This is a genomic window from Ignavigranum ruoffiae (assembly GCF_023195815.2).
Classification (GTDB): Bacteria; Bacillota; Bacilli; order Lactobacillales; family Aerococcaceae; genus Ignavigranum; species Ignavigranum ruoffiae.
Genome location: NZ_CP096206.2, coordinates 1,122,716 through 1,147,282, shown reverse-complemented (window position 1 = coordinate 1,147,282; position 24,567 = coordinate 1,122,716). Strand labels below are relative to the sequence as shown.

The window sequence follows — 24,567 nt, the reverse complement described above, 5'->3', positions numbered from 1 at the left end:
ATGACAGAACATAATCACCATGATCACGAAGAAGCAGAATACATTACCCTGGTTGACGAAGAAGGTAATGAAACCCTTTATGAAATTCTCTTTACTTTTGAATCAGATGAATTCAATAAACAATATGTCTTGCTTTATCCAGCAGGTACGATGGATGAAGAAGATGTTGAATTGCAAGCCTTCGCTTATGAAGAGGATGAAGAAGGACTCTCTGGTAATCTCATCCCGATTGAAAGCGATGCTGAATGGGATATGGTGGAAGAAGTCCTTAATACTTTCCTAGCAGAAGACGAAGAGGCATAATTGTCAAATCTATCCTGATAGAATCCGATCTAGCTGTGCCTAGGTCGGATTCTTGATATTCTAAAAGGAAGCCTTGGAGAAATAAAAACAAAGCAACTAGCCAGTTTCCTCAAAGTTTGATATAATCTTCAAATAAATTAATGTACGATAAAGGAGGCACTATGACGAGAAAGAATCTAAAGATCATTCGTCAGCAGGCCAAGGAAAACGAGAACAACTTGGTCAAAGAACGTCTATGGACCGACCGAATTGTACGTTGGGTCATTGTCTCACTCTTAGTGATTACTTTAAGCCTGATCTTGTTTGGCTATTTTTATATTCATAATAGTTTGCAAGCAGTGAATAAGAAGCAAGACAACCCGATAGAAGTTACTATTCCAATGGGATCTGGTTCAGCCGATGTCGCAAAGATTTTGGCGGACAACAAAATTATTAAAAATGCTGATATCTTTACTTATTATTTGAAGTTTAATAATGATCAGGAATTACAAGCAGGTCATTATAAATTTACACAAGCCATGGATGCTGACCAAGTTATTGCTACTTTACAAGCAGGCGGCGAGCCAATCTTTGTCGATGCGGATACCAAACTGACCGTAATCGAAGGGATGCAATTAGAAGAAATTGCCAAAATGGTTGGAGAACAAACAGCCATTAGTCAAGAAGAATTTCTAAAGAAAGCTAATGATCCGGCTTTTATTAAGCAATTACAAGAAAAATATCCATCCTTCCTCGAGGGATTACTGGATTATGAAGATCTTAAATATCCTTTAGAAGGCTATATCTTTCCAGCGACCTATGATTATTTTGCTGGGATGTCAGTTGATGATTTAATTACGGACATGGTGGGTTCAGCTAATCTTGTCTATCAATCTTATGTAGAAGATTTAGTGAATACTAATTTGACTTACCATGAAGTATTGACCTTGGCTTCGATTATTGAAAAAGAGGCCAATACTGTTGAAGACCGGGGTCTGGTTTCAGGCGTTTTTTATAATCGTTTAGCTGCTGAAATGCCTTTGGAAAGTGATATTACTGTACTTTATGCTTTAGGTGAACATAAAGAATTCGTTAGCTTAAAAGATATTGAAGTGGATTCGCCTTATAATCTTTATCAGCATACTGGCTTAGGTCCGGGGCCTTTTAATACACCAAGTAGAACTTCCATAGAAGCAGCTATCTATCCAACTTGGAATGACTATTATTATTTTGTCGCTGACCTAGATACTGGCGATATTTATTATTCAGTGACCCTAGAAGAACATCAAGCTTTGGTGGAAGAATATGTGAACAGCAGACAGACGACGGAGTCAACTGCTTCTGAGTCGGAAGAACAAAGTCAAGAATAGCCGAGCTAATTTTCGGCTTGAGTTTGAATAGGTCTAAACTCGAATTCACTCGCTATAATCTACTCACAGATTATGGTGAGTGAATTCCTTATGATAACTAGGAATAATGTATGTTTGGAGGAGAACGATGCCGAAAAAACCTATTGTAATTGGAGTCACCGGAGGATCAGGAAGTGGAAAATCTTCGGTCAGTCAACAAATTTTAGCACAATTTTCTGATGTTTCAGTCATGCTCCTTCAACAAGATTATTATTATAAAGACCAAAGTCAGATTCCCTTTGAAGAACGACTTCGGACAAATTATGACCATCCACTAGCTTTTGATCGTGATTTGTTCTATAATCACTTAGTTCATTTGATTTCAGGGCAATCGATTGAGAAACCAGTTTATGATTATGCCCTCCATACGCGCAGTGATCAAGTGATTCATGAAGAACCTCGGGATGTGATTATCGTTGAAGGCATCCTAGTGTTGGAAGATGAACGTCTCCGAGATCTGATGGACATTAAAGTATACGTTGATACGGATGATGATGTCCGCTTAGCCCGCCGGATCGTTCGTGATATTAAAGAAAGAGGGCGGACCGTTGATTCGGTAGTCAATCAATATTTAGAAGTCGTTAAACCGATGCACCATCAGTTTATCGAACCAACCAAACGTTATGCGGATATTATTGTCCCTGAAGGTGGTTACAATCAAGTAGCCATTGATTTACTCACTACAAAAATAGCAACAATTTTAAGTTAATTTAAAGGAGATAATGTAAGATGGATCAAAAAGTTTACCCAATGACACTTGAAGGCAAAGAAAAACTCGAAGCTGAGTTAGAAGATTTAAAAGTAAATAAACGTAAAGAAATTATTGAGCGCATTAAGATTGCTCGCTCATTTGGCGATTTATCAGAAAATTCAGAATATGAATCAGCTAAAGATGAACAAGCTTTTGTTGAAGGTCGAATTTCTAATCTTGAAAATATGATTCGTTTCGCTGAAATTATTGATGACCGCCACGTCGCTTCCGATGAAGTGACCCTCGGACGGAAAATTACTTTTATGGAATTACCAGATGGTGATGAAGAATCATACACCATTGTTGGGAGTGCCGAAGCCGATCCGATGGAATTTAAAATCTCAAATGATTCACCGATTGCTCAAGCCCTACTCGGTAAAAAAATTGGTGATAAAGTTACTATTGAAACGCCAGGTGGAAGCTTTGATGTAGAAATTACTAAAGTCGAACAAGCCTTATAATTGAACTGATAAAGATGTTGATGATTCGTTCATTAACATCTTTTTTTATTAATCATGGTTTAAAAGCATGGTATAATGAGGACAATAAGGGGTGAAAATATGCACTATTTAAAAAAGAATATTTTTATGGTGGTCGCTTTTTGCCTGATTTTAATATTGTTTGAAATATTCACCCAGTATTCATATTTAGCCCTCTTTGCGACCGGATTTTTAACCATCATTATTTCTTTATTTATAAAAAGTAAAATCATTCAGCGGACTTTATTACTGTTTGGCGCCTTTCTCTCTCTTTTGGCTATCTTCATTACGCATTCGATCTGGCTTTTAATATTAGCAATTGTCCTAATTTGGATTTTGTTTCAAACAGAGGATGGCCATGAATTTGTTTACTCTGGTGATCGCTGGATTCATCCCTTTCAAGGGGAGATGACCTATCACGATGTTGTTATACGCCGCCAAAGTCAACAAAGAACCTTGATGACTCGCAAGCCTCTAAATATGTGGTTGAAAGAACAACAGGGTGACAGCTATTATGATCAGGACATCAACCTGGTCTTTCTGGGTGGAAATACCATTCTAGATTTCGCCAATAGTTTTATGGCGGATGGAGAGCACACCGTGGTGATTCGTCGAATTTATGGGCGAACTAGGATAATACTACCTAAAGATGTCGCTTTAAAAATTAATGTCAGTCTGGTATCAGGCCGGGTAGTCTTTGAACAACAGAGCTATCAATTACAAGCTGAGAATTTTCAATGGTTAAGTCCGCAATATTCGACTGCGAGCCGGCGGATTAATCTGATTGCTTCTCTTGTTTTTGGCGATATCGAGGTGATTATCTTATGAATCTGCGTTTATGGTTCCACATTTTTCTAACTCAGCTTGTTTTCATGGTAAGTATTTTATGTGTCTGTATCGGTTTAGCCATCTATGCTTTTGATTGCTTTACACTCACAGAATTCTTAGCTTTTAAAGTATTTGATCTCAATGTTTTTGGATTAATGTTAGCTGCGTTGATTGCTATTTCAGCGATTTATTCATTTCTCTTAAGCATTCAACTGATGACACCCTATGAAGAACTTCGGGCCAAGATTAACTGGTTAGCTTTAGGAAAGTATCATCATGCTATTTTCAATCGGCCGACCGATCGTCATTCTTGGTACGAACCTTATGATTCTTTACAAGAAGAAATTCTCGAATTAAGAGATAAGATGCTCCAGTATTCAAAAGACTTACAAGAGTTATCAGCAGCCCCTATCTTTGTTGGCGAAGAGACGCGAGAAGAAATTGTGGAGCATGAGCGACACCGGATTGCTCGAGAGCTTCATGATTCGGTCAGCCAGCAACTATTTGCGGCCACGATGATGATTTCGGCGGTCCATGAACAATTAGGTCAGGATGACTCGAATACTATGCTTTCACAAATTTCCTTGATTGAAGAAGTGATTGGCAATGCTCAAACTGAAATGCGTGCCTTACTCCTCCATCTTCGACCTGTCGAGCTTTCCAATAAATCCCTTAAAGAAGGGATCGAACAGTTACTGGTTGAATTACAAACGAAGGTTCCCTTGGAAATTCATTGGGAATTAGACAATGTTCGTCTAGAGACTGGAATTGAAGACCACCTCTTTCGGATTTGCCAAGAGGCTATTTCAAATACCTTAAGACATGCTAAAGCACAGTCGATGGAAGTATATCTCTCACAAAATTTAGATGCAGTCCATTTGAAAATTCGTGATGATGGTCAGGGCTTTGATCCAGAGGCCAGTCATCAACATGGGCGTTACGGCTTAATGAATATTAAAGAACGGGTAACCAATATGGGTGGGACCTTAAAGATTATCAGTCGTAAGCAACAAGGAACTGTCATAGATATTAGTGTGCCAAACTCAAGTAAAGAATCTCAATCAGGAGGTAGCAGATGATTAGTGTATTATTAGTAGATGATCATGAAATGGTTCGTTTAGGAGTCTCTGCCTATTTAGCGGCTCAAGCGGATATTGAAGTCGTTGCTGAGGCAGAGAATGGACTGATGGGCTATCATAAAGCGCTGGAATTAAGACCGGATATCATTCTAATGGATTTAGTCATGGATGTGATGGATGGCGTCGAAGCCACACAAAAGATTCTTGCCGAATGGCCTGAAGCAAAGATTATTATTGTCACTTCATTTATTGATGATGAGAAAGTTTATCCGGCCATGGAAGCAGGTGCCAAGTCCTATTTATTGAAGACTTCTTCAGCACAAGAAATCGCACAAGCGATTCGTTCGACATTCCAGGGTGAACAGGTTATCGGCCCTGAAGTAAGTCAGAAGATGATTGCCAAACAAGATGCGGAGAATCAGCATCATCTGCATGATGATTTAACCCAGCGAGAAATCGAAGTCCTGCGGTTAATTGCCCAAGGCAAGAGCAATCAGGAAATCGCCGATGAATTGTTTATCACCCTTAAGACTGTAAAGACACACGTATCCAATATTCTAGCTAAGTTGGAAGTGAGCGATCGGACTCAAGCCACCATTTATGCCTTTCACCATCATTTAGTTGAAGAAGTTAAATAATATGAGGAGGAATTTCCATGAAGATTTCGATTGTACCCCGTGCTGCTCAATGGTTTGAAGAGGAAGTTGGCTTACCTGAAGGATGTGGGATTCGCTTTAAAGCTCGGCTCTATGGGACCTCACAGATTATGAAGGGTTATGCCTTAGGTTTCGAACCGAATCAACCGAGTCCAGATACCCAGACCGTCTTGCGAACGGACCAGGGCTTGCTATTATTCATTGAAGATGATGATTTATGGTTTTTTGATGGCCACGATTTGTTGATTGATTTCGATGAGGATTTGAAAGAACCTAAGTATATTTACCAACTTCCAACAGATCAGCAATAATATTCTTTCCGATAAATCCACAAAATTCTCATTTTCCATTGACATTCTAATTATTTTATAATATATTGAAAAAGTAATAAAAAAGAAAGGAGAAATAATCATGAGCACCTTTGTTTTTAGCCAAAATAATATAGTAATATTTCTTCTTTCAGCCTTTCAGACTTTCTCTTTGTTCAAATAAGTTGAATAAAGGAGACCTAGTGAATGCTTTTTGAAGGAGTATTTAACTAGGTCTTTTTTCTATGGAAATTTTGCTTAGGTTGAAGAAATAGATTGAGAAGGAAAGGAAAACCAAATGATAAACAGTTTGTGGAAATTTATCAAAGAAAATCCTAAGGTCTATTTATTAGGGGTCTTTTTTGCCGTTATTGGTGCAGGATTTTATGTGACAAATAATTATATGATTCAGTTGTTTGTGGATGGGATTGTTGCTGCCAGTTTAACCTGGCCTCAATTAAAACTTTATGTCAGTATCTTTGCCTTGGTTGCTTTAGCGAATTATGTGAATGATTTGGTACTGGTTCGAATACTATTCAAACAATCGTATTTATTTCAGAATGCCTTGCGCATGAAAACCTTTGAACGCTTATTAACTTTTAGGAAGCCTTTTTTTCAAAGTTTTCGTTCCGGGGATTTGATGACCCGATTAACGTCAGATGTCGATCAGCTAGGTAATACGATGACTTATGGTGTATTATTAATTATTGTTGACGGGCTTTGGATGCTTATGTTATTAACTTATTTAATTGTTATGGTCTCTTGGCGATTGACCCTGATTAGTGTGTTTCCATTAGTGTTTTTTGGTTTAGGTGTTTTCTTTTTGGGGAAAGTCGTCGACCAGCGATACACTGAAAGTCGGGATGCTGTCGCCGAGTTATCAAATCAAGTTTTAGAAGTGGTTGAAGGGGTCCGGGTAATGCGGGCATACGGACGGCGAGACTTGGAGCAAGCCAAATTTCAAGAGAAAACCCAGGCAGTGACCGATAGATTTAATCATCTCTATTTGGCCAATGCCCTATATACACCATTGATACGTTTCTTCTCGGGATTGAGTGTGCTAGTAAGTATTGGCTATGGTAGTCAATTAGTCAGCCAAGCGGATTTGAGCGTAGGCCAACTGGTAGCATTTCAAATTTATTTAGGCATGTTTTTATATACAATCTGGGGGATTTCCGATATTTTTGCCTTGTATCAAACGGGCAAGGTATCTTTTAGGAAGATTCAAGAAATTATTGAGCATGATAATCCAGTTGAGGCTTCAGGTCAGCAAGCGCTAGAAACTTTCGACAAAATCACCTTCGATGATTATTACTTTACTTATCCGAGCGAAGCGGAACCCACTTTAAAAGGAATCAGTCTAGCCTTGAAGAAAGGCCAAACCCTAGGTATTGTGGGTAAAACGGGGTCCGGGAAAACAACCTTAATCGCTCAGTTCTTACGCCAGTATCCGGTCGATCAAGAAGGACGAATTATGATTAATGACCAGGCGATTCAGTCTTATCGTATCCAAGAGATTGAAGGCTTAATTGGTTATGTTCCTCAAGATCACGTGCTCTTCTCAAAGACGGTTCGCGAAAATATCTTATTTGGTAATGACCAGGCTGGAGAAGAAGAATTTAATCAAGCGGTCGCCGGGGCTGACTTCCAGAAAGATATATCCCACTTGTCCCAAGGGTTTGACACCTTAATTGGAGAAAAGGGGGTTGCCATCTCGGGAGGACAAAAGCAACGGGTTTCGATTGCTCGCGCTTTGATTCGTCAACCTGAATTACTAATCCTCGATGATTCATTATCGGCTGTCGATGCGAAGACAGAACAGGCCATTATTCACCAAATTCAGAATATTCGCCGGGGTAAGACCAATATCATCGTCACCCACCGACTTTCTGCGGTGATGGAAGCCGATAGTATCATTGTCTTGGACGATGGAAGAATTATTGAACAGGGCAGTGCACAAGAGCTGTTAAAGCATCATGGTTGGTTTAAAGAACAGTTTGACCGCCAACAAATGGAGGGCAAATCATGAAAATTTTTATAAGATTAATTAAATATATCCGTTATCGTTGGGGGCAGTTCTTGATTGGGACAATCTTGTCAGTTGCCTCAGCAGGCTTAGCTATTTATGGACCGATGATTGCCAGTCGCTTAATTGACCGCGTAGCTGATGGAGCCAAAAGTGGCCAGATGCTATCCTTGAAAGCCCTCTGGCCAGATTTATTCTTTTATTTCATGATTATGAGTGTAGGTATTCTGTTGGCCTATGCTTCTTTCCTGATTCTGGCGAGATCTTCTAATGCTATTTCCAAGATGATTCGCGATCAAGCCCATCAACATATGCAGCGATTACCGATTTCTTTCTTTGACGATAAGCCCGCAGGTAAAATTTCGGCCCGAATTGTTAATGATACCGAAACTCTGTTACAAAATTTCTATATGAATTTTATGAATCAAATTCTTCTAAATTTAGTCATGGTGGTGGGAACTTATATTGCCCTATATTCAGTGAGTCCACAAATTGGTCTGACCCTATTGGTACTCTTGCCGATCATTGTCATTTGGCAATGGTTATATATTAAGTGGGTTCAGCCAATTAATTTAAAATGGCGGGAGATTATTAGTCAACAAAATAGTCAGATAGCCGAGATGATTCATGGAATTTCAATTGTCCAACTCTTTCAAAGACAAGCAACGGTTCGCGAAGAATTCGCGCAAACAAATCAAGCTTGGTTAAAGACACGCTATGACCAGATTAATATTGAAACCTTACTTTCCTGGAATTTTTCTGAGTTATTAAGGAATCTAGTGATTTTTGCCATAATGTTCTATCTAGGTCGGCAATTTACTGAAGGGATCTTTGGCTATAGTGTTGGGACACTCTACTTACTCATTGAATATACTACGAGATTATTCGATCCGATTACCATGATTGTCCGTTTAAGTTCCTTTGTCCAACTGGCTTTAGCCGCTGGGACTCGAATCTTTGAATTATTAGATACGCCATTAGAGGAAGATGCTGACCAAGAAATTAGGGTAGATGACGGTCATATCCGATTCGATTCAGTTTCATTCGCCTATAACGACGATTGGGTCTTACAAGATTTAAACTTTGAGGTTCAGCCCGGGCAAACCGTGGGTTTAGTGGGCCATACCGGTTCAGGCAAGTCTTCAATTATTAACTTACTCTTTCGCTTTTATGATCCGCAAAAGGGTCAGATTCTAATTGATGGACAAGCGATTGATCAATATCGTCGTGAGAGTTTACGTCAATCGATGGGGATTGTCTTGCAAGAGCCTTATTTATTCTCAGGAACGATTGCTTCTAATGTCTCAATGAACGATCCAGAAATTGGTCCTGAGAAAGTTGTAGAAGCCCTCCAACAGGTGGGGGCGATTCCTTTAATTGATAAATTGGAGAAGGGGATTGAAGAGCCAGTCGTTGAAAAGGGCCAAAGCCTATCCTCAGGAGAACGTCAATTGATTTCATTTGCGCGAGCGCTAGCCTGTGATCCTAAGATTCTAATCTTGGATGAAGCGACTTCTCATATTGATTCGGAAACGGAAGATGTGATTCAACACGCGATGGAAGTAGTGAAGGCGGGCCGGACGACCTTGATTGTGGCTCACCGCTTATCAACGATTCAACAAGCAGATTTAATCCTGGTCTTAGACCAAGGTCGAATTATTGAGCGGGGCAACCATCAAGAATTATTGGCACAAGGTGGCCAATATGCTGAGATGTATCACATGCAGGCTCAGGTATAAGTCTCTCAGCGCTAATAATTTACTGGATTAAATTTAACCCTAAGCAATAAATTTTGGATGATTTAGGGTGAGAGTATTGATAATTAATCATTAAAGTTGTTCGTAAAATCCGCCAATAGAATCACAGGGTATGAGTATTGGAAATTAGCAAGCAAAAAAGGACTAGTCACATTGCTAGTCCTTTTGTTAATTAATCTGTGTACGATTATTATCAAAAGTATCTTATGGTAACATGAAAAATTCATGGTTTCCATGACACTTTTAGCTTTGATTAGGGATCATATTTCCTATAAATATGATTATATCAAGCTTTATGAGATGTTTTCAAACTTAACAAATTCAAAAAATGGAGATGAGGAGAGTCGAACTCCTGTCCAAATATTCCGCCACTTACAACTCTACGCCAATAGTTTATTCTTTACTTTAGCATCAAGCTAGCTGATAAACACGCATCACTTGTAGCGAGTCTGGTCGTCTCTTTTCTATGAAGCAGACGGATTCATAGAACGTATCCCACTGAATTTGAGACCGGGAACTAACACATGGGCGATGCTAGGCCGATCTTTGCCCGCAGTTTTTAGGCTGCTAAAGCAAAATTGTTGTTTGTTGTTTTTGCAGTTATATTTAACTGTAACGTTTTTAGGAAGACGTAACCTTCCTGACGCATCATAAGCTCGAAAATACCTGTCGAAACCATGACATCCCCGAGATTATATTCTCCATTATATGGTAGAATTCAATATTTGTCAAAATTCTAGCACTGCTGACCGGTACTTTTAAAATAGCGGACCCATTTTCATCGTTATTTAATCGTGAGCGAATGTTAAGTCATTATTCACTTAGTTATATTAGAGATGATTTAACCTGACTCTGATTTTCTGTCTTGCTTAATTTTCAATTTTTGCGATAATATAGCAATAGACATATTCACCAAATGAAAGGGGGGCCCATTATTAAAGATCATTGGACGATTTCAGAACTTGCTGATGAATTTGAGGTAACTCGTCGAACGATCCGCTACCATCTGCAACAAATTGGTGGAGGGCAAGAAAAGAATGCCTCAGGAATGATTATTATTTCGGCAGATGAAAGGCAAGCCCTCCTCCTAAGGATTAAGGGAGAAGAAATTAAAGAAGATATTAGTCGGAAAATGGACACAAAAAATGAGCGTATCAAGAAATTAAATGAAGCCGTTCATTATTTAAAACAATTATTAGAAGCAGAAAAAATCTCGACTCAACAGAAGACTCAAGAATTAGATCGATTGACTAGTATCCTGGAAGAAAAAGATCAACAATTGGCTCAGTATAAGCAACAACAGCAATTTCTGCAAGAACAATTGACGAGTCAGTTGCAATTGCTCGATCAAGAACAGCAATTGCATCTACATACTAAGTCAGAGTTAGATCGAAGCCGCCAGTCCCAATTAGCCCTAGAAGAAGAAATTCAAAGTAAGGATGATCGATCTTGGTGGCAGCGTTTATTCTTACCTTGAGAGCTGATTAATCAGTATGGGTTCTTGATAACCGACTGAGCAGAAAATCAGAATTATTGCATCTTATTATAAATTTAGTTTTATTGGGCGGATGCTAGGTCAAATAATATTTATTCGCTAATATTTTCACTTTTTTGATCGGCTTTTATAGCCTTTGAAGGAGGCAATTCGTTATTTTCAAAGAAATGCTGATGGTTCAATCAAATCTTGAATCTTGCGCCAAGGAAACAAAGAAAGCATAAAATATTTAGTCGATAGTGACAAATCATGAAGAATCCAAAATAGGAAGCCTCAGTAGGGCTTCCTTTTTGAATATAGTTTATTTAAAATGATTCGGCTTCAATAAATTCTTGGTGTTGAGCAACATCATCCGTATGATAGATGACTAAGCGAATCTCTTCTTCAGAAAGCGCTGGTAATTCTGCTAAGGCATCATTTAAAGCATGATCATCAGCAAAGTCTTCTACTTTTAAGCCTGCTTTTGCTAATTGTTTAGCTTGATAAGGACTTAGATCATCATAGTTGATAACCCCTTTATCAATTAGGATGTGATATAGTTCTTTGTAATTGTCGGCAGAAGCTGTCCAGCACATCCGTTTTGTAGCGTCTTTACCTACCCATTTAATCATTGTATCTTCCTTTCAGTCGGTCTTATTGATAATTATTGTAACATTATTTTATAAAAAATAAAGACTTTTCGTAATTATGTTGCATTATTTATTTTTAAATGTTTTGTAAGTTGTGGAATGGGCCTTTAGACGGACGGCAGAATCGTTGTGATCTAGTATGATTTTATCGTAAAATGAACCAGGAGGGATTTGATGAGCGAATGGATCAATGATTTTAAAAAACTCGGAAAGTTTTTGCTTTACTTTTTAGCGAGTGTTTTCACTATATTTATCATCAATCAATTTATTACTTTGTATAATTTCTTACGCTACTTGCATCCGCTTCTCGCTGTAATCGTCACAATCATCGGATTGGGAATCTTGATTTATTATGGTGTCAGGTTGTATCAGCAGCTGGCCAATAATCAAGCTATTATCGATATCGACCAAGATTCTACGGCTGAAGAAGTTGAAGAGTATTATCGTCAAATGCGCTTACACCTGGAGAAATATATCCAAACAGATGCGGAAACTGAATCTTTAAGTGATGAAGAGGCAGTGGCTATCTATCTGCAAGAATTAGACCAGTTAACTACCCCGATGATCTTAGAGAATGCCAATGCCATTTTCCTTTCAACTGCTATTTCTCAAAATGGGGTATTGGATAGTTTCGTGGTCCTTTTCTCCATGATTCGTATGGTTTGGCAGTTAGCCAATGTCTATCATACTCGTCCTTCACTCATTAGCTTATTGAAGCTTTATGTCGAAGTCGCTTCAGTGGTATTGATGGCGCGGACGATCGAAGATGCTGATTTAATTGAGTATCAAATTGAGCCACTGATGACTTCGATTATTGGGGAATCAATTGCTTCGGCGATTCCAGGTATGGTGCCTATTTCTAATTTAATTGTCAGCTCCTTAATGGAGGGAGCGGTCAACGCTTTCCTAACGTTGAGGGTCGGTATTATTAGCCAAGATTATCTTAAAGGAGCCCATAGTAGCAGTCGACAAGGAATCCGCCGCTCAGCTTCGATGCAGGCTGTTAAATATATGGGCAGTATCCTAAAAACAAATAGTAAAATCGTGATAGAAAGTATAGGTCGGACGATTAAAAGAGCAGGTGTAGATAGTACAAAAAAATGGTTTAAATGAGGCAGTGGGACCTCAACGAGCAACCATTAAGTCATCAGAGCAAATATTTTTCAACATTGACGCATTCAACGCCATCCTCTAAATAGATCTCTGAGCAAATTTGGTAACCTAGGGATTGATAAAAGGGGAGGGCAGTGCAATCTGCATGAATCAGACAATGTTTAAGACCATGTTCTCGGCCAAGTTGTTCGATAGCTTGGACTATTTGAGTAGCTAGTCCTTGTCCTCGATAAGATTTAAGCGTGGCTAATCGAGAAACTCGAAATGTCTGTTCATCATCTTGAAGATAGCGTCCGGTTGCGACAGGAAGATTCTGGTCGTAGATGACAATATAGGGAGGGCGATCGAGGTCAATTTGATCAAATTCTTCCTCCGCCTTGATGCCTTGCTCGAGTACAAAGACTTGGTAACGAATGAAGAATGCGGCAGCTTGTTGCCAGCGCTCTGAATTAATTCTAAGTTCCATTTGAACACCTTTCTTTGCTATAATACAGTTTGAATGAAATAAATTTGTTTTTATCTTAGCATATTTTATGAGATAAGGTATAGAAGGAGAATATTATGTTCCAGAAAAAGAATCGTCCACCTATGAGTTCTAAAGAGAAGAAGTGGTGGATTTTTGGTTTAATTCTATTAACGATTTTTGTGTTTTTAAATCGCTGTCAACTCGCTCAACATCAAAATTCAAGTCATGCAGTGAGTGACTATCGTTGGCTTACCGAGTAACTGTCAAACTATGCTATTCTAGAAATCTTTGTGATTTTGAGAATTTCGTTATCTTTCATAAATTAAAAAAAGCCGAATACTTAAGTAAGAAAGTTTCTCAAAAAGAGGGTTAACTTTCTACTGAGTATTCGGCTTAATATTTTCCTGAACAATAATTATTTGATGTTTTGAATATGATGGATGAATCCTAATTATATCGTAACCATCGGCTTAACACGTTTTACCCCGTCAAAAAATAAGGTTCGCGATTAAGACGATAATTGGTAAGGAAATCAAGGTTCGTTCAATAAAAATAACAAAAATTTCCCAAAGGTTAACGGGTAATTTAGAACCAAGAATCACTGCACCTGTTTCGGAAAGATAGATGAGTTGAACAACAGATAGGCTGGCAATTATAAAACGGGTCATCGGATTTTGAATTTCTGCAGCCATGATTGAAGGCACCACCATGTCGGCAAAACCAACAATCACAGTTTGACTCGCTGCCTGAGCTTCTGGGACTTGTAAGAGTTGGAGCAGAGGGAGAAATGGTTTACCCAACCAGGTAAAGATTTCTGTATTTTCCGATAGGATTAAAGCCATGGTACCTACAGCCATAATAATTGGAATCACACTCAACCATAAATTAACGACAGTTTTGATAGCCCGATTGAAATAAGCCCAGACACTGCCATTTTTTTTGGCTTTGCGGATAGCTAATCTTAAGGCCCATTGAGAACGACTATATCCATCCGGAATGACATCACCATCTAAATCTTCGGGATGAGCAAGTCTTTGTTCAGATTTTCTCGATAAGGGTGGCAGGTGGGGAATAATTAAAGCACAGCAAATGCCGGATAATACGACGGTCAAATAGTAAAAACCAAAATAATCTGTCAGGTCAACGTTTTGTAAGACGACTAAACAGAATGTGATCGATACCGCAGAGAAAGTTGTCGCAATAATCGAAGCTTCTTTCTCAGTATAATATCCTTGTTCATATTGACTGCTCGTTAAGGTTACGCCAATGGTTCCGTCACCCACCCAGGAAGCTACACAATCCACGGCTGAACGACCGGGAAGATCAAACAAGGGGCGCATAATTTTGGTCAAGTATACACCAACAAATTCGAGTAAACCAAACTCGGTCAGAAATGGTAGGATAAAAGCGGCTACTAAGAAAATAGTAAAGAGACCACCAATTAAGTCGTTTAAGATGAGACCGCCGGTGCTTTCAGACCAAATAACTTCGGGTCCTAATTTAAAAGCAGTCAGCCAAGCGAAGAGCATACCAATCGCTCTGACAACCATCCAAAACCATGAAATATGCCCGACTTCATTTAAGAGTGGATGTTCTTTCAAGAATTTAGGTTTAAATTGACTCCCTACGATAGAAATCAAAAAAGAAAGTGTAATAATACACAATATCAGATAGGGAATAGGAACCACTCGGTCGATTCCTTGATAAATCCAATTTGAAAGCACAGAGACGGCAACGGTCGTACTTCCTTCATAAGTAAACGGGGTCATTAACAACAATATACCAACGAGAGATGGGATAACAAATTGAAACACATCCTGGTTAGTATAGTCTTCTTTATTCATACATACCTCCATATTTATTTTAGACTGTGAATCAATGCATTATATTTTAGACCAATAAGAAAACAATTACAAATGGAATCCAATGAGAACGTGTTCATCGGAATTAAATTCAGATGAACTTTATCTTAAAAGCTGACCAAGTAAAATATAGAAGAATTTAAGAAAGTAAAGCTTGCATTCGCTATCCAGGATGGTAACATAAATGTAACAAATTATGCGGGGGAATAATGGTGGATGCTTGGATAAAAATAAATAAGAAAAGAATTTGGTATGGTTTTGCACTTTTTCTTACGACAATATTGGTTATTTTATATTTTGTTCCAATGAACTTTCCGAGTCGAGTTCAACGAGCCCAGGCTTTAATGAATGAAATATATCAAGATGAGCAAGAAATTTATTTAGCAGAGAATGTAACCATCCACAAAATTCAAGATTTAATGAATGTAACCAATCGCTTAGCTGGGGATGTTGGTCAGGATTTACAGACCAAAGCCAATCTAGCTCTATGTAAATTTCGTAATCTACAGAAGATTAAATATTTTGTTGATAGTCAACACACTGATATCAATAATCCTAAACTAGAGCAGGTTAGCCTGAATGCCGAGTTGAGTCCAGAATTATGGGCTAAACATAAAGACTTGTATGTCTGGCCTGTTCAGGATGCTTTCACTCAACAAATTGATCATATCTATGAATTAGTTGAAGAGGCTTGGTTACCCTTGAATCAAGCTCATCAATTGGTTAATGATTTGGCAGACCTGCCAGCCAAAGACAATCAACAAGTCCTCAAGCAAGTGCAAACCATGCTAAATATAGAAGAATTGTTGAATCAAGCTGCTGACCAAGGTCTAAAAGAAAAAATTAACCAACAGTATCTGCAAAAAGTTGACCACTATATGCAATCGATGTTGCAAGATCCCGACAAATTTTCAGATCAGATTTTAAGTAATCTTTATCAAGCGGATGCGGTGCTTCCTTATATAATGGATACTCCTCTTGACTATCGACCTAAAGTGGCGGTTACTTTTGATGATGGTCCTAATGAAGATTTTACGCCACAAATTCTAGATATCTTGGATAAGTACCAAATTAAAGCAACTTTCTTTGTCGTCGGACGGAATGTTGATCAAGTCCCCCAAGTAGCTCAAGAAATCATCGCGCGGGGTCATGATATCGGCAATCATTCTTATAGTCATCCTACTTTTCTAGAAATGACTGATGATGAAATTTTATGGGAAATTAATGCTACTCAGGATATTATCGAAAATCATACCGGCTATCGGCCTAAATTATATCGGATGCCGTTTGGTGATGGGGGCCGTCATGTTTATGAATTAATCGATAATATGACTTCGACCATGTGGAATACGGATACCAATGACTGGTATTTCGAGACACCTGAGGAAATCTATGAATATACCTTGCCTCAATTTGATCGGGATATGCTGATGTTAATGCATGATACCTCACAAAAATCTGTCGATGCTTTTGAACAAATCCTTCAAGCTTTGGTTGATCAGAATTATAAATTTGTTAGTCCTAACGAATTAGAATTTAATGAACGGTATCGGGAAATTGAAAATTATGCCCAGTACGAGTAAGTTCATTTAGTGAAAAGGCTAGTGTTACAAGCAATCATCAGTAAAAAGCACACTCAAAATCTCTTTCTCTAAGAGTATTGAGTGTGCTAATTTGTTATTCTTGATTAGAATCATTCAGGACATCCTTAAAATGGTCAGTTCGACCATAGGCTTTGAGTCGGAATTGCCCATCACGGTATTCGACAATTGATACCGAAGCATTATCGAGGGGCTCTTTTTTATTAAAATCGGCAATCAGACCATTGAGGAGGTTACGAATGGTCATCCCGTGACAAACGACTAATATAGTCTGATTTGTTCCTGCATGCTTATTGAGTAATTGCAGTAGGCCAGACTCAACCCGTTGCCAGAATTCGACATAATTCTCAGCATGATGATAAGGGTCTAATTCTTTAATGGTGTTTAATATATATTGAATTTCAGCTTCTGAACCTTGAGGTAAATCATATTTAATCGAAGTAGACTTAATTAATTGGGGCCAGACATCTTTGGCAATTTGTCCTTCAAAGCTGCCAAAGAACACTTCACGAAATTCTTTCATCGGTACAATTTTTAACCCTTCATTGAACTGGTTTTCTTCTAAGAGGATTAAAGCTGTATCAATGGTTCGTTGAAGGTCACTGGTATAAACCGCATCGAATTTAACATCAGCTAAACCTCGACCACTACGGTGTACATTCTCAATGCCTTTAGGGGTTAAGGGAGCATTGGACCAACCCTGCATCCGATCATAAAAATTAAAATAGGTCTCTCCGTGTCTTACAAAATAAAAAGTAACTCCATTTGACATAATTCTGCCTCCTCATTTCTCTTAGATTTATTATAACGATGTTTTGAACTTAAGTCTAAAGAAAGTCGCTTGTTTTAAGATGAAATCAATTCGGCTTTGTGATAATCTTAGTAAATAAAAGGGGGGCAATTAAGTGGAGAAAAGTCAGAATATTTGGTCGAGACTCTTAAAAACTTACCGAGATAATAGCGAACAACTTCGCTTCGGCTCCTATGCAGCAGAAATGTCATTCTATGTCATTTGGGCCATGGTACCAATTCTTTTGGCCTTAGCGAATGTGATTGCCATTCTTCCAATCAAGACAGCGGACATTTTAGCCATGATGCGGAATTTCGTACCGGCGGAAGTTCAATCAATTTTATTGCCAATTTTACAAGGTTATTTGGAGAATACTTCACCTGGTGTTTTTTCTTTGGGGTTAATTATTTCACTGTGGCCGGCCTCCAATGTCTTCAATACTTTACAGCGTGTCTTTAATGAAATTTATAAAGTAGAACCCCGCAAGAATTTACTGATTTCTCGTGGCTTTGCTTATCTTTTTACGATTTTTATGGTATTATTAATTTTTGCAGTGACCTCTTTATTAGTGTTTGGCGAGAGTATTTTACATTTAGTTGAACAAAGATTGCCAGATTATTCTGGCTTAGTTTCCTTAATTGTTCAACAGGGTTGGATATTTGGGGTCATCCTCGTCTTTTGTTTGTTAGTCTTGATGTACTATATCATTCCGAATGTCCACCGACCACTGAAATACGCTTTGCCGGGAGCCATTTTTTCTTTTGTAGGAATCTTTTTGATTTCGCAATTATTTACAATATATCTTTCTTTTGCGGGCAACAGTATCTCGAATCAAACACTAGGGATTTTTATTATTTTAATGATTTGGCTCTATTTCAACTCGATGGTATTATGTGTGGGGGCTTATTTAAATGTATTCTATTACGATTTCAAAAATCCGAAAGCTGATCCATTTGCCCCATATCAAGGTGAGATTATAATCGATAAGAGTGACGGGTTTATCAGTCATCAACCGGTGCTCAAAGATCAGATAAGTATTGTAAAGACTGACAGTGATAGGAGTAAAATAAATGAAGGCAACTAGACAAATGGTGCGACAACAAGAGTCTCGCATCGACTATGGGATTATTCTTAGTGTATTAATATTGGCGATTATTGGCATTGTCAGTGTCTATGCCACTACCCATTTAATTCAGGGACAAGATTTACGTCCGACCTTAATGCATGCCTTGTGGTATGGGGTGGGAGCCCTAGTCATTATCTTCACCATACAATTAGATAGTGAACAATATTGGAAGATAGCCAGGTTGCTCTATGGCTTTGGCATTTTGCTGCTGATTCTTGTACTTTTATTCCATGATCGCCAGTTGGCCTTGGAGACTGGAGCGAAATCATGGTTTAGAGTGGGAAATGTTTCTTTCCAACCTTCGGAAGTTTTTAAACCTGCTTATACCGTGTTTCTGGCTCGTTTGGTCACTGAACATAATGCGTCAAATCTGCATCGCAGCCTGCGGTCCGATTTTATCCTCTTAGGAAAAATTGCCTTATGTGCGCTCCCGCCGATGGTCTTAATTCAAATTCAGAATGACTTAGGGACTAATTTGGTTATCATCTCAATCACTGCTGGAATTATATTAATTTCAGGGATTAGTTGGAAGATATTGTTACCGATTATCTTAATTGCTGTTATTGGTGGCGGTAGTTTGATTATTCTAGCCGGATTTTACCCTCATATCTTAGTGGATTCTGGTTTATTTGATACTTATCAGATGGCCCGGATTCAAAACTGGTTGAATCCATTTGGCGATACCCAGGGTTCAGGCTATCAATTGGCTCAAAGTATTAAGGCTGTCGGTTCAGGTCAACTCAGTGGCAAGGGCTTTGGTTTTTCGGAAGTTTCTGTGCCGGTTCGAGAATCTGACTTTATCTTTACGACGATAGCTGAGAATTTTGGCTTTTTGGGCGCCTCAGTCCTCTTATTTGTTTATTTTGTTTTGATTTACCAGATGGTACAAACCTGCTTTGAGACAAAAAATGAATTTTATGCTTATATTTCTACTGGAATTATTTCGATGATTCTGTTCCATATTTTTGAGAATATAGGCATGACTATTGGTTTATTACCGATTACTGGGATCCCGCTTCCTTTTGTATCACAAGGGGGATCAGCCTTGTTAAGTAATATGATTGGTGTAGGCTTAATTCTGTCAATGCGCTATCACCATCGAAATTATAAATTTGCCCTAACAGAAGATTATTTTTGAGGTGTATGATGAAAAAAGATAAAGAGTTATTATATAAATTGATTGAAGGAAAATTAAATCGAGTTTATTTGCATCCAGATACTCTTGCGGAGATTGGAGAAGTTGAATATATAAATTTACATGCTGCAGGTCCCGTCGAAGCGGGTCAGGTGGTGGCTAATATTGAAGCGGAGAAAGCTGCCATTGAAATCCCGATTGAAAAAACGGGAGCGATTGTCAAGACGAATGCTTCAGTGGAGGCCATGCCCCAAATATTATCTTTAAATAAGGCCGATGAGAATTGGTTGTTTGAATTTGAAGAAGCATAAAATAAAGCATCCTGGCCAGGTTATCGCTGAAGTGTCCGCTTAAGACAACTTCATGAACGGGTCATGGATGCTTTGTTTGTTAATTATTGGGCCGATTTTCGACTGCGACAGACTAAATCTTCAAACAATTTAGCTTGTTCTTGGTTAACCGCTAGCTGGATTTCAGGATGCCATTGGACGGCTAGTAGGCTATGATCTTGATCGATATATTCAATCGCTTCAATAATATGATCAGAACTATAAGCGGTTGCCTTTAGCGGACTAGCTAGTTGGTCAATGGCTTGGTGATGATAGGAGTTGACCAAGGAAGTCGACCCGATAAGGGTTGACAGATATGATGATGCGTCAATGCGAACCAAGTGATGCCCCTGTCTTAAATCACTTTTTTGCCGATGTTGTAGATGGATCTGGTCAAGTTGTTGAATCTCTTGATGGAGGCTGCCGCCGAAGTAGACATTAATAAGTTGAAATCCACGACAAACACCCAAGATTGCTTTCTGTTGTTGAATGGCTTGATCCAGTAAAGATAATTCGAAACGGTCTCGCTCCATATTGACGGGACCCAGATTTGGTTGAACCTCTTGCTTGTAAAGTAAAGGGTGAATATCTTCACCACCACTGAAGATGATGCCATCAACTTTATTGATCAATTCTTGAGCAATACTCTGGTCGAGAAGTGGAAGAGTGACCGGAATGCCACCGGCTTGATATACCGCCTGACTGAAATCTTGTAAACTATAGCTATAATGCCATTGAATGTTAGAATTTTTTTCAGTTTCTTGCATGATGTTTCCAGTAATACCAATCAAAGGTTTCATCATTTTTCTCCTTTTTGTTAAATCATAGCTAAGCTAAAAGAAGAGGTCAACCTAGCTAAACGGATTGAGATTATTTATACTTAAAGAGAGGTGACAGGATGGATTATCAGAGAGTCATGACAGAATTGCATCAGGGTAAGCTGGCTCCGGTGTATTACTTACAAGGAAGTGAGAAGTACTTAATTGATCAGTTCTTAAAGCAATTATTTAATACTTTAGAGAAGGATCAAGCACTAGATATTATGCAAATCGATTTAGAAGAAGAGTCAATCCAGTCAGTTATCGATGAAGCTAATATGTTTTCCTTCTTTGCTGATCAGCGGATTATCATTGTCGATAATGCCTCTTTCTTAGCTAACCAAAGTCCGCTTAAACTTAATAAGACAGAAGAGAAAAACTTATCAGAATATATCAGCTCACCAAATTCAGCGACGGTTGTCGTCTTTTTATCCCGGCAGGATCAGATTGACCGTAGACGTAAATTAAGTCAGCTATTTACTAAGCAGACGCTCTTAGTGGATGTGACCCCATTAGATGAACGCCAGGTAGATCGTTTTGTGCGGGAATATTTAAGGTCCAGTGAAATAAAACTTGGCAAGCATGCCCTTGATGAATTGCTAATTCGTGTCAATTACCAATTAAGTTTGGCGATGATTGAATTAGAGAAATTACATACATTTGTCTTATCAGGACAGGAACTTTCGGTCGAGAATGTCCGTCAATTAGTGCCTAGAAGTCTTGAAACGGATGTCTTTGAACTTTCAACTGCAGTCAGCCAAGGAAAAGTCAACCAAGCCATCCAAATCTATCAAGACCTACTGCTGATGAAGAATGAACCCATTGCCTTGCATGCTTTGTTGGTCAGTCAATTTCGCTTAATTTTACAAGTCAAGTTATTGAAAGAGCGGGGCATGATGTCTGGTCAAATGGCAGAATATTTGAGTGTCCATCCTTATCGGGTTAAACTGGCCTATCAGGCAAGCCAGCGCAAAACCTTGCCAGCTTTGTTAGCTTTGTATGATGATTTTGCTGAGATAGATTATCAGATGAAGATGGGAATCGGCCAGGCAGAAAATCATTTCTATCTCTTGTTAACTAAAATTGTCTCTAGCTGAGGATAGAACCTAGTAAAAGAAGGTATAAAAAAAGGTTGAAAGCCAACTTTCAACCTAAATGCCTTTATTTATTCAATTTAGCTAATTTTGAAATATCACGAGCAGCTTTATTTGCGTGAATTAAACCTTTATTCGCAGAATTTTCAATTTGTTTCACAGCTGCTTTAAATAAATCAGCTTGATTTCCTTCACCAGATTCAACCGCAAGTTTGAAGTTTTTAATCGCCCGACGCATGCGAGAAATTTGAGCAGTGTTGCGATCTGATTTAACAGCCGTTTGACGAACACGTTTAATGGTTTGGACAGTATTTGCCAAGGAATTCACCTCTTTCATAATTATTGCGTTTTGTAACTCTATCAGAATTATTAAAGCGAGTCAACAGACATTATTATAACTTATTCAAAAGTACAAAAGCAATCATAAATTTTCGGATTTTATAGCATTATATTGGATGAAGCGTTATACTAAGATGCGAACGCTTGTTCTAGAGAGGAAAGGGTCCATGGATCAATTTAAATTAAAATTACCTTTTCAACCGAGTGGGGATCAACCCCAGGCAATTGATAGTTTGACTCAGGGAATTGAAGACGGCCAGCGCGAGCAGATTCTTTTAGGGGCAACGGGGACAGGAAAGACCTTTACCATTGCTAATGTTATTCAGAATGTTAACAAACCGACCTTGGTTTTAGCCCATAATAAAACTTTGGCTGGTCAATTATATTCTGAATTGCTAGAATTTTTCCCCGATAATGCGGTCGAATACTTTGTGTCATACTATGATTATTATCAACCTGAGGCGTATGTACCTTCTTCGGATTCTTATATCGAGAAGGAAGCCAGTGTTAACGATGAAATTGATCGATTACGCCATTCAGCTTCTTCCGCTTTAATCGAAAGACGCGATGTGATTGTGGTGGCTTCTGTTTCCTGTATTTATGGTTTAGTCGATCCACAAATGTATCGCGACCAAGTCTTGTCTTTGCGCAAGGGTCAAGAAATTGCTCGAGAAGATGTGATTTCTCGTCTGGTCGATATGCAATTTGTTCGCAATGATTTTGATTTCCAACGGGGGACCTTCCGCGTTCGTGGTGATGTGGTTGAAATTTTCTTAGCTTCTAGGGAGAGTCAGGTGCTACGCATTGAATGGTTTGGTGATGAAATTGAACGCATCCGCGAAGTGGATGTTTTAACCGGTGAAATTAAATCTGAAGTGGATCATTTTCCTATTTTTCCAGCGACTCACTTTGTGGCCAATACCCAACAAATTGTCCGCGCGGTCGAATCGATTCGTGCGGAGCTTGAAGAGCAGTTAGCCTACTTAAGGGGAGAGAATAAACTTCTTGAAGCCCAACGTTTGGAACAACGAACTAATTATGATATTGAGATGCTGCTTGAAATGGGTTATACCAATGGTATAGAGAATTATTCACGTCATATGGATGGACGTAAGCCCGGGGAACAGCCTTTCACCTTGCTAGATTTCTTCCCGGACGATTATTTAATTGTAGTAGATGAATCGCATATGACCATGCCTCAGATTCGCGGTATGTATAATGGTGACCGCGCACGTAAGCAACAGTTGATTGACTATGGTTTCAGATTACCGAGTGCCCTAGATAACCGGCCATTAAGGTTAGAAGAATTTGAGGAACATGTGAATCAGATTGTCTATATTTCAGCAACTCCGGGTCCTTATGAGTTAGAACATACTAACGGAGAATATGTTGAACAAATCATTCGACCCACTGGCTTGTTGGATCCTCTAGTTGAAGTTCGGCCGATAAAAGGGCAGATTGATGATATCGTTGGCGAAATTAATCAACGAGTGGAGAAGGGTGAGCGGGTCTTTATCACTACTTTAACTAAGAAGATGTCGGAGGATTTGACCGATTACTTAAAAGAACTTGATATTAAAGTGAAATACTTGCATAGTGATATCAAAACCCTGGAACGGACTGAAATTATTCGTGATCTGCGTTTAGGCGTTTTTGATGTATTGGTCGGGATTAATTTATTGAGAGAGGGTCTCGATGTACCTGAAGTTTCATTAGTAGTCATTCTTGATGCAGACAAAGAAGGTTTCTTGCGCAGTGAACGAGCTTTAGTCCAAACGATTGGTCGAGCTGCTCGGAATGCTGAAGGAAGGGTCATTATGTATGCTGATACCATGACTGATTCAATGCAGCGAGCCATCGATGAAACTAATCGACGTCGCAGTATTCAGCTGGAATATAACCGGGTACACCATATCACGCCCAAGACAATTAAGAAAGAAGTGCGTGATCTCATTCGGATTACCCATGAAGTTGAGCCTGAGAATAAAGAGCAAGATCTGCTTGGTCAGTTCCGTAAAATGTCTGCTCAACAAAGAGAAGAACAATTGGAAGTGTTACAATTACAAATGCGCCAATATGCTAAAGATTTAAACTTTGAGGCAGCGGCTGACTTGCGCGATATTATTATTGAATTACAAACAATTTACAAAAAAAATAAGCGCAAGTAAGGGATTTGTGTTAGTATAAGTGTCTAA

25 protein-coding genes and 1 other RNA gene are annotated in these 24,567 nt (G+C 38.7%); 19 read left to right on the top strand and 7 right to left on the bottom strand.

The window, feature by feature from the left end; translation table 11 throughout:
• The 10 genes from M0R79_RS05485 to M0R79_RS05440 all read left to right on the top strand — a co-directional run bounded on the left by M0R79_RS05485 (position 1) and on the right by M0R79_RS05440 (position 9,557).
• Positions 1 to 303: a DUF1292 domain-containing protein gene (locus M0R79_RS05485; protein WP_248416067.1), complete on the top strand. Its 303-nt coding sequence runs from the start codon at positions 1 to 3 to the stop codon at positions 301 to 303.
• A gap of 161 nt (positions 304 to 464) precedes the next feature.
• Positions 465 to 1,652, top strand: coding sequence for an endolytic transglycosylase MltG (gene mltG, locus M0R79_RS05480; protein WP_248416068.1), 1,188 nt, complete (start codon positions 465 to 467; stop codon positions 1,650 to 1,652).
• A gap of 127 nt (positions 1,653 to 1,779) precedes the next feature.
• Positions 1,780 to 2,400 carry a uridine kinase gene (gene udk, locus M0R79_RS05475; protein WP_092569557.1) on the top strand — a complete coding sequence of 207 codons (621 nt, stop codon included), beginning with the start codon at positions 1,780 to 1,782 and terminating at the stop codon, positions 2,398 to 2,400.
• A gap of 20 nt (positions 2,401 to 2,420) precedes the next feature.
• Entirely contained in the window at positions 2,421 to 2,903 is a 483-nt protein-coding gene (gene greA / locus M0R79_RS05470; protein ID WP_092569558.1) for a transcription elongation factor GreA, read from the top strand.
• Positions 2,904 to 3,002: 99 nt separating this feature from the next.
• Positions 3,003 to 3,749 (top strand): cell wall-active antibiotics response protein LiaF, encoded by a 747-nt coding sequence (gene liaF / locus M0R79_RS05465; RefSeq protein ID WP_248416069.1) that lies wholly within the window; start codon positions 3,003 to 3,005, stop codon positions 3,747 to 3,749.
• Positions 3,746 to 4,828, top strand: a complete 1,083-nt coding sequence (locus M0R79_RS05460) for a sensor histidine kinase (RefSeq protein ID WP_248416070.1) — start codon at positions 3,746 to 3,748, stop codon at positions 4,826 to 4,828. The genes liaF and M0R79_RS05460 overlap by 4 nt, the downstream gene beginning before the upstream one ends.
• Entirely contained in the window at positions 4,825 to 5,466 is a 642-nt protein-coding gene (locus tag M0R79_RS05455; protein WP_248416071.1) for a response regulator transcription factor, read from the top strand. Before M0R79_RS05460 ends, M0R79_RS05455 begins: the two co-directional genes overlap by 4 nt.
• A gap of 17 nt (positions 5,467 to 5,483) precedes the next feature.
• Positions 5,484 to 5,795, top strand: a complete 312-nt coding sequence (locus M0R79_RS05450) for a HesB/YadR/YfhF family protein (RefSeq protein WP_248416072.1) — start codon at positions 5,484 to 5,486, stop codon at positions 5,793 to 5,795.
• Positions 5,796 to 6,090: 295 nt separating this feature from the next.
• Positions 6,091 to 7,821, top strand: coding sequence for an ABC transporter ATP-binding protein (locus tag M0R79_RS05445; protein ID WP_248416073.1), 1,731 nt, complete (start codon positions 6,091 to 6,093; stop codon positions 7,819 to 7,821).
• Positions 7,818 to 9,557 carry an ABC transporter ATP-binding protein gene (locus M0R79_RS05440; protein ID WP_248416074.1) on the top strand — a complete coding sequence of 580 codons (1,740 nt, stop codon included), beginning with the start codon at positions 7,818 to 7,820 and terminating at the stop codon, positions 9,555 to 9,557. Before M0R79_RS05445 ends, M0R79_RS05440 begins: the two co-directional genes overlap by 4 nt.
• 344 nt (positions 9,558 to 9,901) lie before the next feature.
• Here the strand turns inward: M0R79_RS05440 and ssrA are convergent.
• Positions 9,902 to 10,263, bottom strand: a transfer-messenger RNA (tmRNA) gene (ssrA, locus tag M0R79_RS05435).
• Between the two features lie 228 nt (positions 10,264 to 10,491).
• Here ssrA and M0R79_RS05430 point away from each other — a divergent pair.
• Positions 10,492 to 11,052: a helix-turn-helix domain-containing protein gene (locus tag M0R79_RS05430; RefSeq protein WP_248416075.1), complete on the top strand. Its 561-nt coding sequence runs from the start codon at positions 10,492 to 10,494 to the stop codon at positions 11,050 to 11,052.
• A 323-nt stretch (positions 11,053 to 11,375) separates the two neighbouring features.
• Here M0R79_RS05430 and M0R79_RS05425 read toward each other — a convergent pair whose 3' ends face one another.
• On the bottom strand, positions 11,376 to 11,681 hold the full coding sequence (locus tag M0R79_RS05425) for a hypothetical protein (RefSeq protein ID WP_248416076.1): 306 nt from the start codon (positions 11,679 to 11,681) through the stop codon (positions 11,376 to 11,378).
• A 192-nt stretch (positions 11,682 to 11,873) separates the two neighbouring features.
• Between M0R79_RS05425 and M0R79_RS05420 the strand changes: the two genes are divergently transcribed.
• Entirely contained in the window at positions 11,874 to 12,812 is a 939-nt protein-coding gene (locus M0R79_RS05420; protein ID WP_092569576.1) for a DUF697 domain-containing protein, read from the top strand.
• 34 nt (positions 12,813 to 12,846) lie between these two features.
• Here the strand turns inward: M0R79_RS05420 and M0R79_RS05415 are convergent, their stop codons facing one another.
• Positions 12,847 to 13,278, bottom strand: a complete 432-nt coding sequence (locus M0R79_RS05415; RefSeq protein WP_092569578.1) for a GNAT family N-acetyltransferase — start codon at positions 13,276 to 13,278, stop codon at positions 12,847 to 12,849.
• Between the two features lie 95 nt (positions 13,279 to 13,373).
• Between M0R79_RS05415 and M0R79_RS05410 the strand changes: the two genes are divergently transcribed.
• Positions 13,374 to 13,538 carry a hypothetical protein gene (locus tag M0R79_RS05410; protein ID WP_159428798.1) on the top strand — a complete coding sequence of 55 codons (165 nt, stop codon included), beginning with the start codon at positions 13,374 to 13,376 and terminating at the stop codon, positions 13,536 to 13,538.
• Positions 13,539 to 13,766: 228 nt separating this feature from the next.
• On the opposite strand, the gene M0R79_RS05405 is transcribed toward M0R79_RS05410, so the two are convergent.
• On the bottom strand, positions 13,767 to 15,122 hold the full coding sequence (locus tag M0R79_RS05405; RefSeq protein WP_248416077.1) for a YjiH family protein: 1,356 nt from the start codon (positions 15,120 to 15,122) through the stop codon (positions 13,767 to 13,769).
• Between the two features lie 323 nt (positions 15,123 to 15,445).
• Between M0R79_RS05405 and M0R79_RS05400 the strand changes: the two genes are divergently transcribed.
• Positions 15,446 to 16,723, top strand: coding sequence for a polysaccharide deacetylase family protein (locus tag M0R79_RS05400; RefSeq protein ID WP_259560288.1), 1,278 nt, complete (start codon positions 15,446 to 15,448; stop codon positions 16,721 to 16,723).
• Between the two features lie 94 nt (positions 16,724 to 16,817).
• Here the strand turns inward: M0R79_RS05400 and M0R79_RS05395 are convergent, their stop codons facing one another.
• A complete protein-coding gene (locus tag M0R79_RS05395; RefSeq protein WP_092569584.1) occupies positions 16,818 to 17,513 on the bottom strand; it encodes a histidine phosphatase family protein in 696 nt (231 codons plus the stop codon).
• A gap of 133 nt (positions 17,514 to 17,646) precedes the next feature.
• On the opposite strand from M0R79_RS05395, the gene M0R79_RS05390 reads away from it, so the two are divergent.
• Genes M0R79_RS05390 through M0R79_RS05380 form a run of 3 tightly spaced genes read left to right on the top strand, consistent with a single transcriptional unit; the run spans position 17,647 to position 20,103 of the window.
• A complete protein-coding gene (locus M0R79_RS05390) occupies positions 17,647 to 18,615 on the top strand; it encodes a YihY/virulence factor BrkB family protein (RefSeq protein ID WP_092569586.1) in 969 nt (322 codons plus the stop codon).
• Positions 18,602 to 19,795 carry an FtsW/RodA/SpoVE family cell cycle protein gene (locus M0R79_RS05385; RefSeq protein ID WP_092569588.1) on the top strand — a complete coding sequence of 398 codons (1,194 nt, stop codon included), beginning with the start codon at positions 18,602 to 18,604 and terminating at the stop codon, positions 19,793 to 19,795. Before M0R79_RS05390 ends, M0R79_RS05385 begins: the two co-directional genes overlap by 14 nt.
• Before the next feature lie 8 nt (positions 19,796 to 19,803).
• Complete coding sequence (locus M0R79_RS05380) at positions 19,804 to 20,103, top strand: biotin/lipoyl-containing protein (protein WP_159428799.1); 300 nt, start codon at positions 19,804 to 19,806, stop codon at positions 20,101 to 20,103.
• A gap of 83 nt (positions 20,104 to 20,186) precedes the next feature.
• Here M0R79_RS05380 and M0R79_RS05375 read toward each other — a convergent pair whose 3' ends face one another.
• Positions 20,187 to 20,921 (bottom strand): gamma-glutamyl-gamma-aminobutyrate hydrolase family protein, encoded by a 735-nt coding sequence (locus M0R79_RS05375; protein WP_159428800.1) that lies wholly within the window; start codon positions 20,919 to 20,921, stop codon positions 20,187 to 20,189.
• 98 nt (positions 20,922 to 21,019) lie between these two features.
• Here M0R79_RS05375 and holA point away from each other — a divergent pair, with 98 nt between their 5' ends.
• Positions 21,020 to 22,036, top strand: a complete 1,017-nt coding sequence (gene holA / locus M0R79_RS05370) for a DNA polymerase III subunit delta (protein WP_248416079.1) — start codon at positions 21,020 to 21,022, stop codon at positions 22,034 to 22,036.
• A gap of 64 nt (positions 22,037 to 22,100) precedes the next feature.
• On the opposite strand, the gene rpsT is transcribed toward holA, so the two are convergent.
• Positions 22,101 to 22,352 carry a 30S ribosomal protein S20 gene (gene rpsT, locus M0R79_RS05365; protein ID WP_234971648.1) on the bottom strand — a complete coding sequence of 84 codons (252 nt, stop codon included), beginning with the start codon at positions 22,350 to 22,352 and terminating at the stop codon, positions 22,101 to 22,103.
• Between the two features lie 187 nt (positions 22,353 to 22,539).
• On the opposite strand from rpsT, the gene uvrB reads away from it, so the two are divergent.
• Positions 22,540 to 24,540 carry an excinuclease ABC subunit UvrB gene (gene uvrB / locus M0R79_RS05360; protein ID WP_248416080.1) on the top strand — a complete coding sequence of 667 codons (2,001 nt, stop codon included), beginning with the start codon at positions 22,540 to 22,542 and terminating at the stop codon, positions 24,538 to 24,540.
• The last annotated feature ends 27 nt before the right edge of the window (positions 24,541 to 24,567 follow it).

Bases quoted from the DNA above. Each gene is read 5' to 3' on its own strand.
- M0R79_RS05395 (WP_092569584.1), bottom strand. From the start codon at position 17,513: ATGTCAAATGGAGTTACTTTTTATTTTGTAAGACACGGAGAGACCTAT.
- M0R79_RS05385 (WP_092569588.1), top strand. From the start codon at position 18,602: ATGAAGGCAACTAGACAAATGGTGCGACAACAAGAGTCTCGCATCGAC.
- M0R79_RS05460 (WP_248416070.1), top strand. From the start codon at position 3,746: ATGAATCTGCGTTTATGGTTCCACATTTTTCTAACTCAGCTTGTTTTC.
- M0R79_RS05405 (WP_248416077.1), bottom strand. From the start codon at position 15,122: ATGAATAAAGAAGACTATACTAACCAGGATGTGTTTCAATTTGTTATC.
- M0R79_RS05430 (WP_248416075.1), top strand. From the start codon at position 10,492: ATGAAAGGGGGGCCCATTATTAAAGATCATTGGACGATTTCAGAACTT.
- M0R79_RS05410 (WP_159428798.1), top strand. From the start codon at position 13,374: ATGTTCCAGAAAAAGAATCGTCCACCTATGAGTTCTAAAGAGAAGAAG.
- holA (WP_248416079.1), top strand. From the start codon at position 21,020: ATGGATTATCAGAGAGTCATGACAGAATTGCATCAGGGTAAGCTGGCT.
- udk (WP_092569557.1), top strand. From the start codon at position 1,780: ATGCCGAAAAAACCTATTGTAATTGGAGTCACCGGAGGATCAGGAAGT.
- uvrB (WP_248416080.1), top strand. From the start codon at position 22,540: ATGGATCAATTTAAATTAAAATTACCTTTTCAACCGAGTGGGGATCAA.
- M0R79_RS05420 (WP_092569576.1), top strand. From the start codon at position 11,874: ATGAGCGAATGGATCAATGATTTTAAAAAACTCGGAAAGTTTTTGCTT.
- M0R79_RS05440 (WP_248416074.1), top strand. From the start codon at position 7,818: ATGAAAATTTTTATAAGATTAATTAAATATATCCGTTATCGTTGGGGG.
- M0R79_RS05485 (WP_248416067.1), top strand. From the start codon at position 1: ATGACAGAACATAATCACCATGATCACGAAGAAGCAGAATACATTACC.
- M0R79_RS05415 (WP_092569578.1), bottom strand. From the start codon at position 13,278: ATGGAACTTAGAATTAATTCAGAGCGCTGGCAACAAGCTGCCGCATTC.
- M0R79_RS05375 (WP_159428800.1), bottom strand. From the start codon at position 20,921: ATGAAACCTTTGATTGGTATTACTGGAAACATCATGCAAGAAACTGAA.
- M0R79_RS05380 (WP_159428799.1), top strand. From the start codon at position 19,804: ATGAAAAAAGATAAAGAGTTATTATATAAATTGATTGAAGGAAAATTA.
- mltG (WP_248416068.1), top strand. From the start codon at position 465: ATGACGAGAAAGAATCTAAAGATCATTCGTCAGCAGGCCAAGGAAAAC.
- greA (WP_092569558.1), top strand. From the start codon at position 2,421: ATGGATCAAAAAGTTTACCCAATGACACTTGAAGGCAAAGAAAAACTC.
- M0R79_RS05425 (WP_248416076.1), bottom strand. From the start codon at position 11,681: ATGATTAAATGGGTAGGTAAAGACGCTACAAAACGGATGTGCTGGACA.
- M0R79_RS05455 (WP_248416071.1), top strand. From the start codon at position 4,825: ATGATTAGTGTATTATTAGTAGATGATCATGAAATGGTTCGTTTAGGA.
- M0R79_RS05445 (WP_248416073.1), top strand. From the start codon at position 6,091: ATGATAAACAGTTTGTGGAAATTTATCAAAGAAAATCCTAAGGTCTAT.
- M0R79_RS05450 (WP_248416072.1), top strand. From the start codon at position 5,484: ATGAAGATTTCGATTGTACCCCGTGCTGCTCAATGGTTTGAAGAGGAA.
- liaF (WP_248416069.1), top strand. From the start codon at position 3,003: ATGCACTATTTAAAAAAGAATATTTTTATGGTGGTCGCTTTTTGCCTG.
- M0R79_RS05400 (WP_259560288.1), top strand. From the start codon at position 15,446: ATGAACTTTCCGAGTCGAGTTCAACGAGCCCAGGCTTTAATGAATGAA.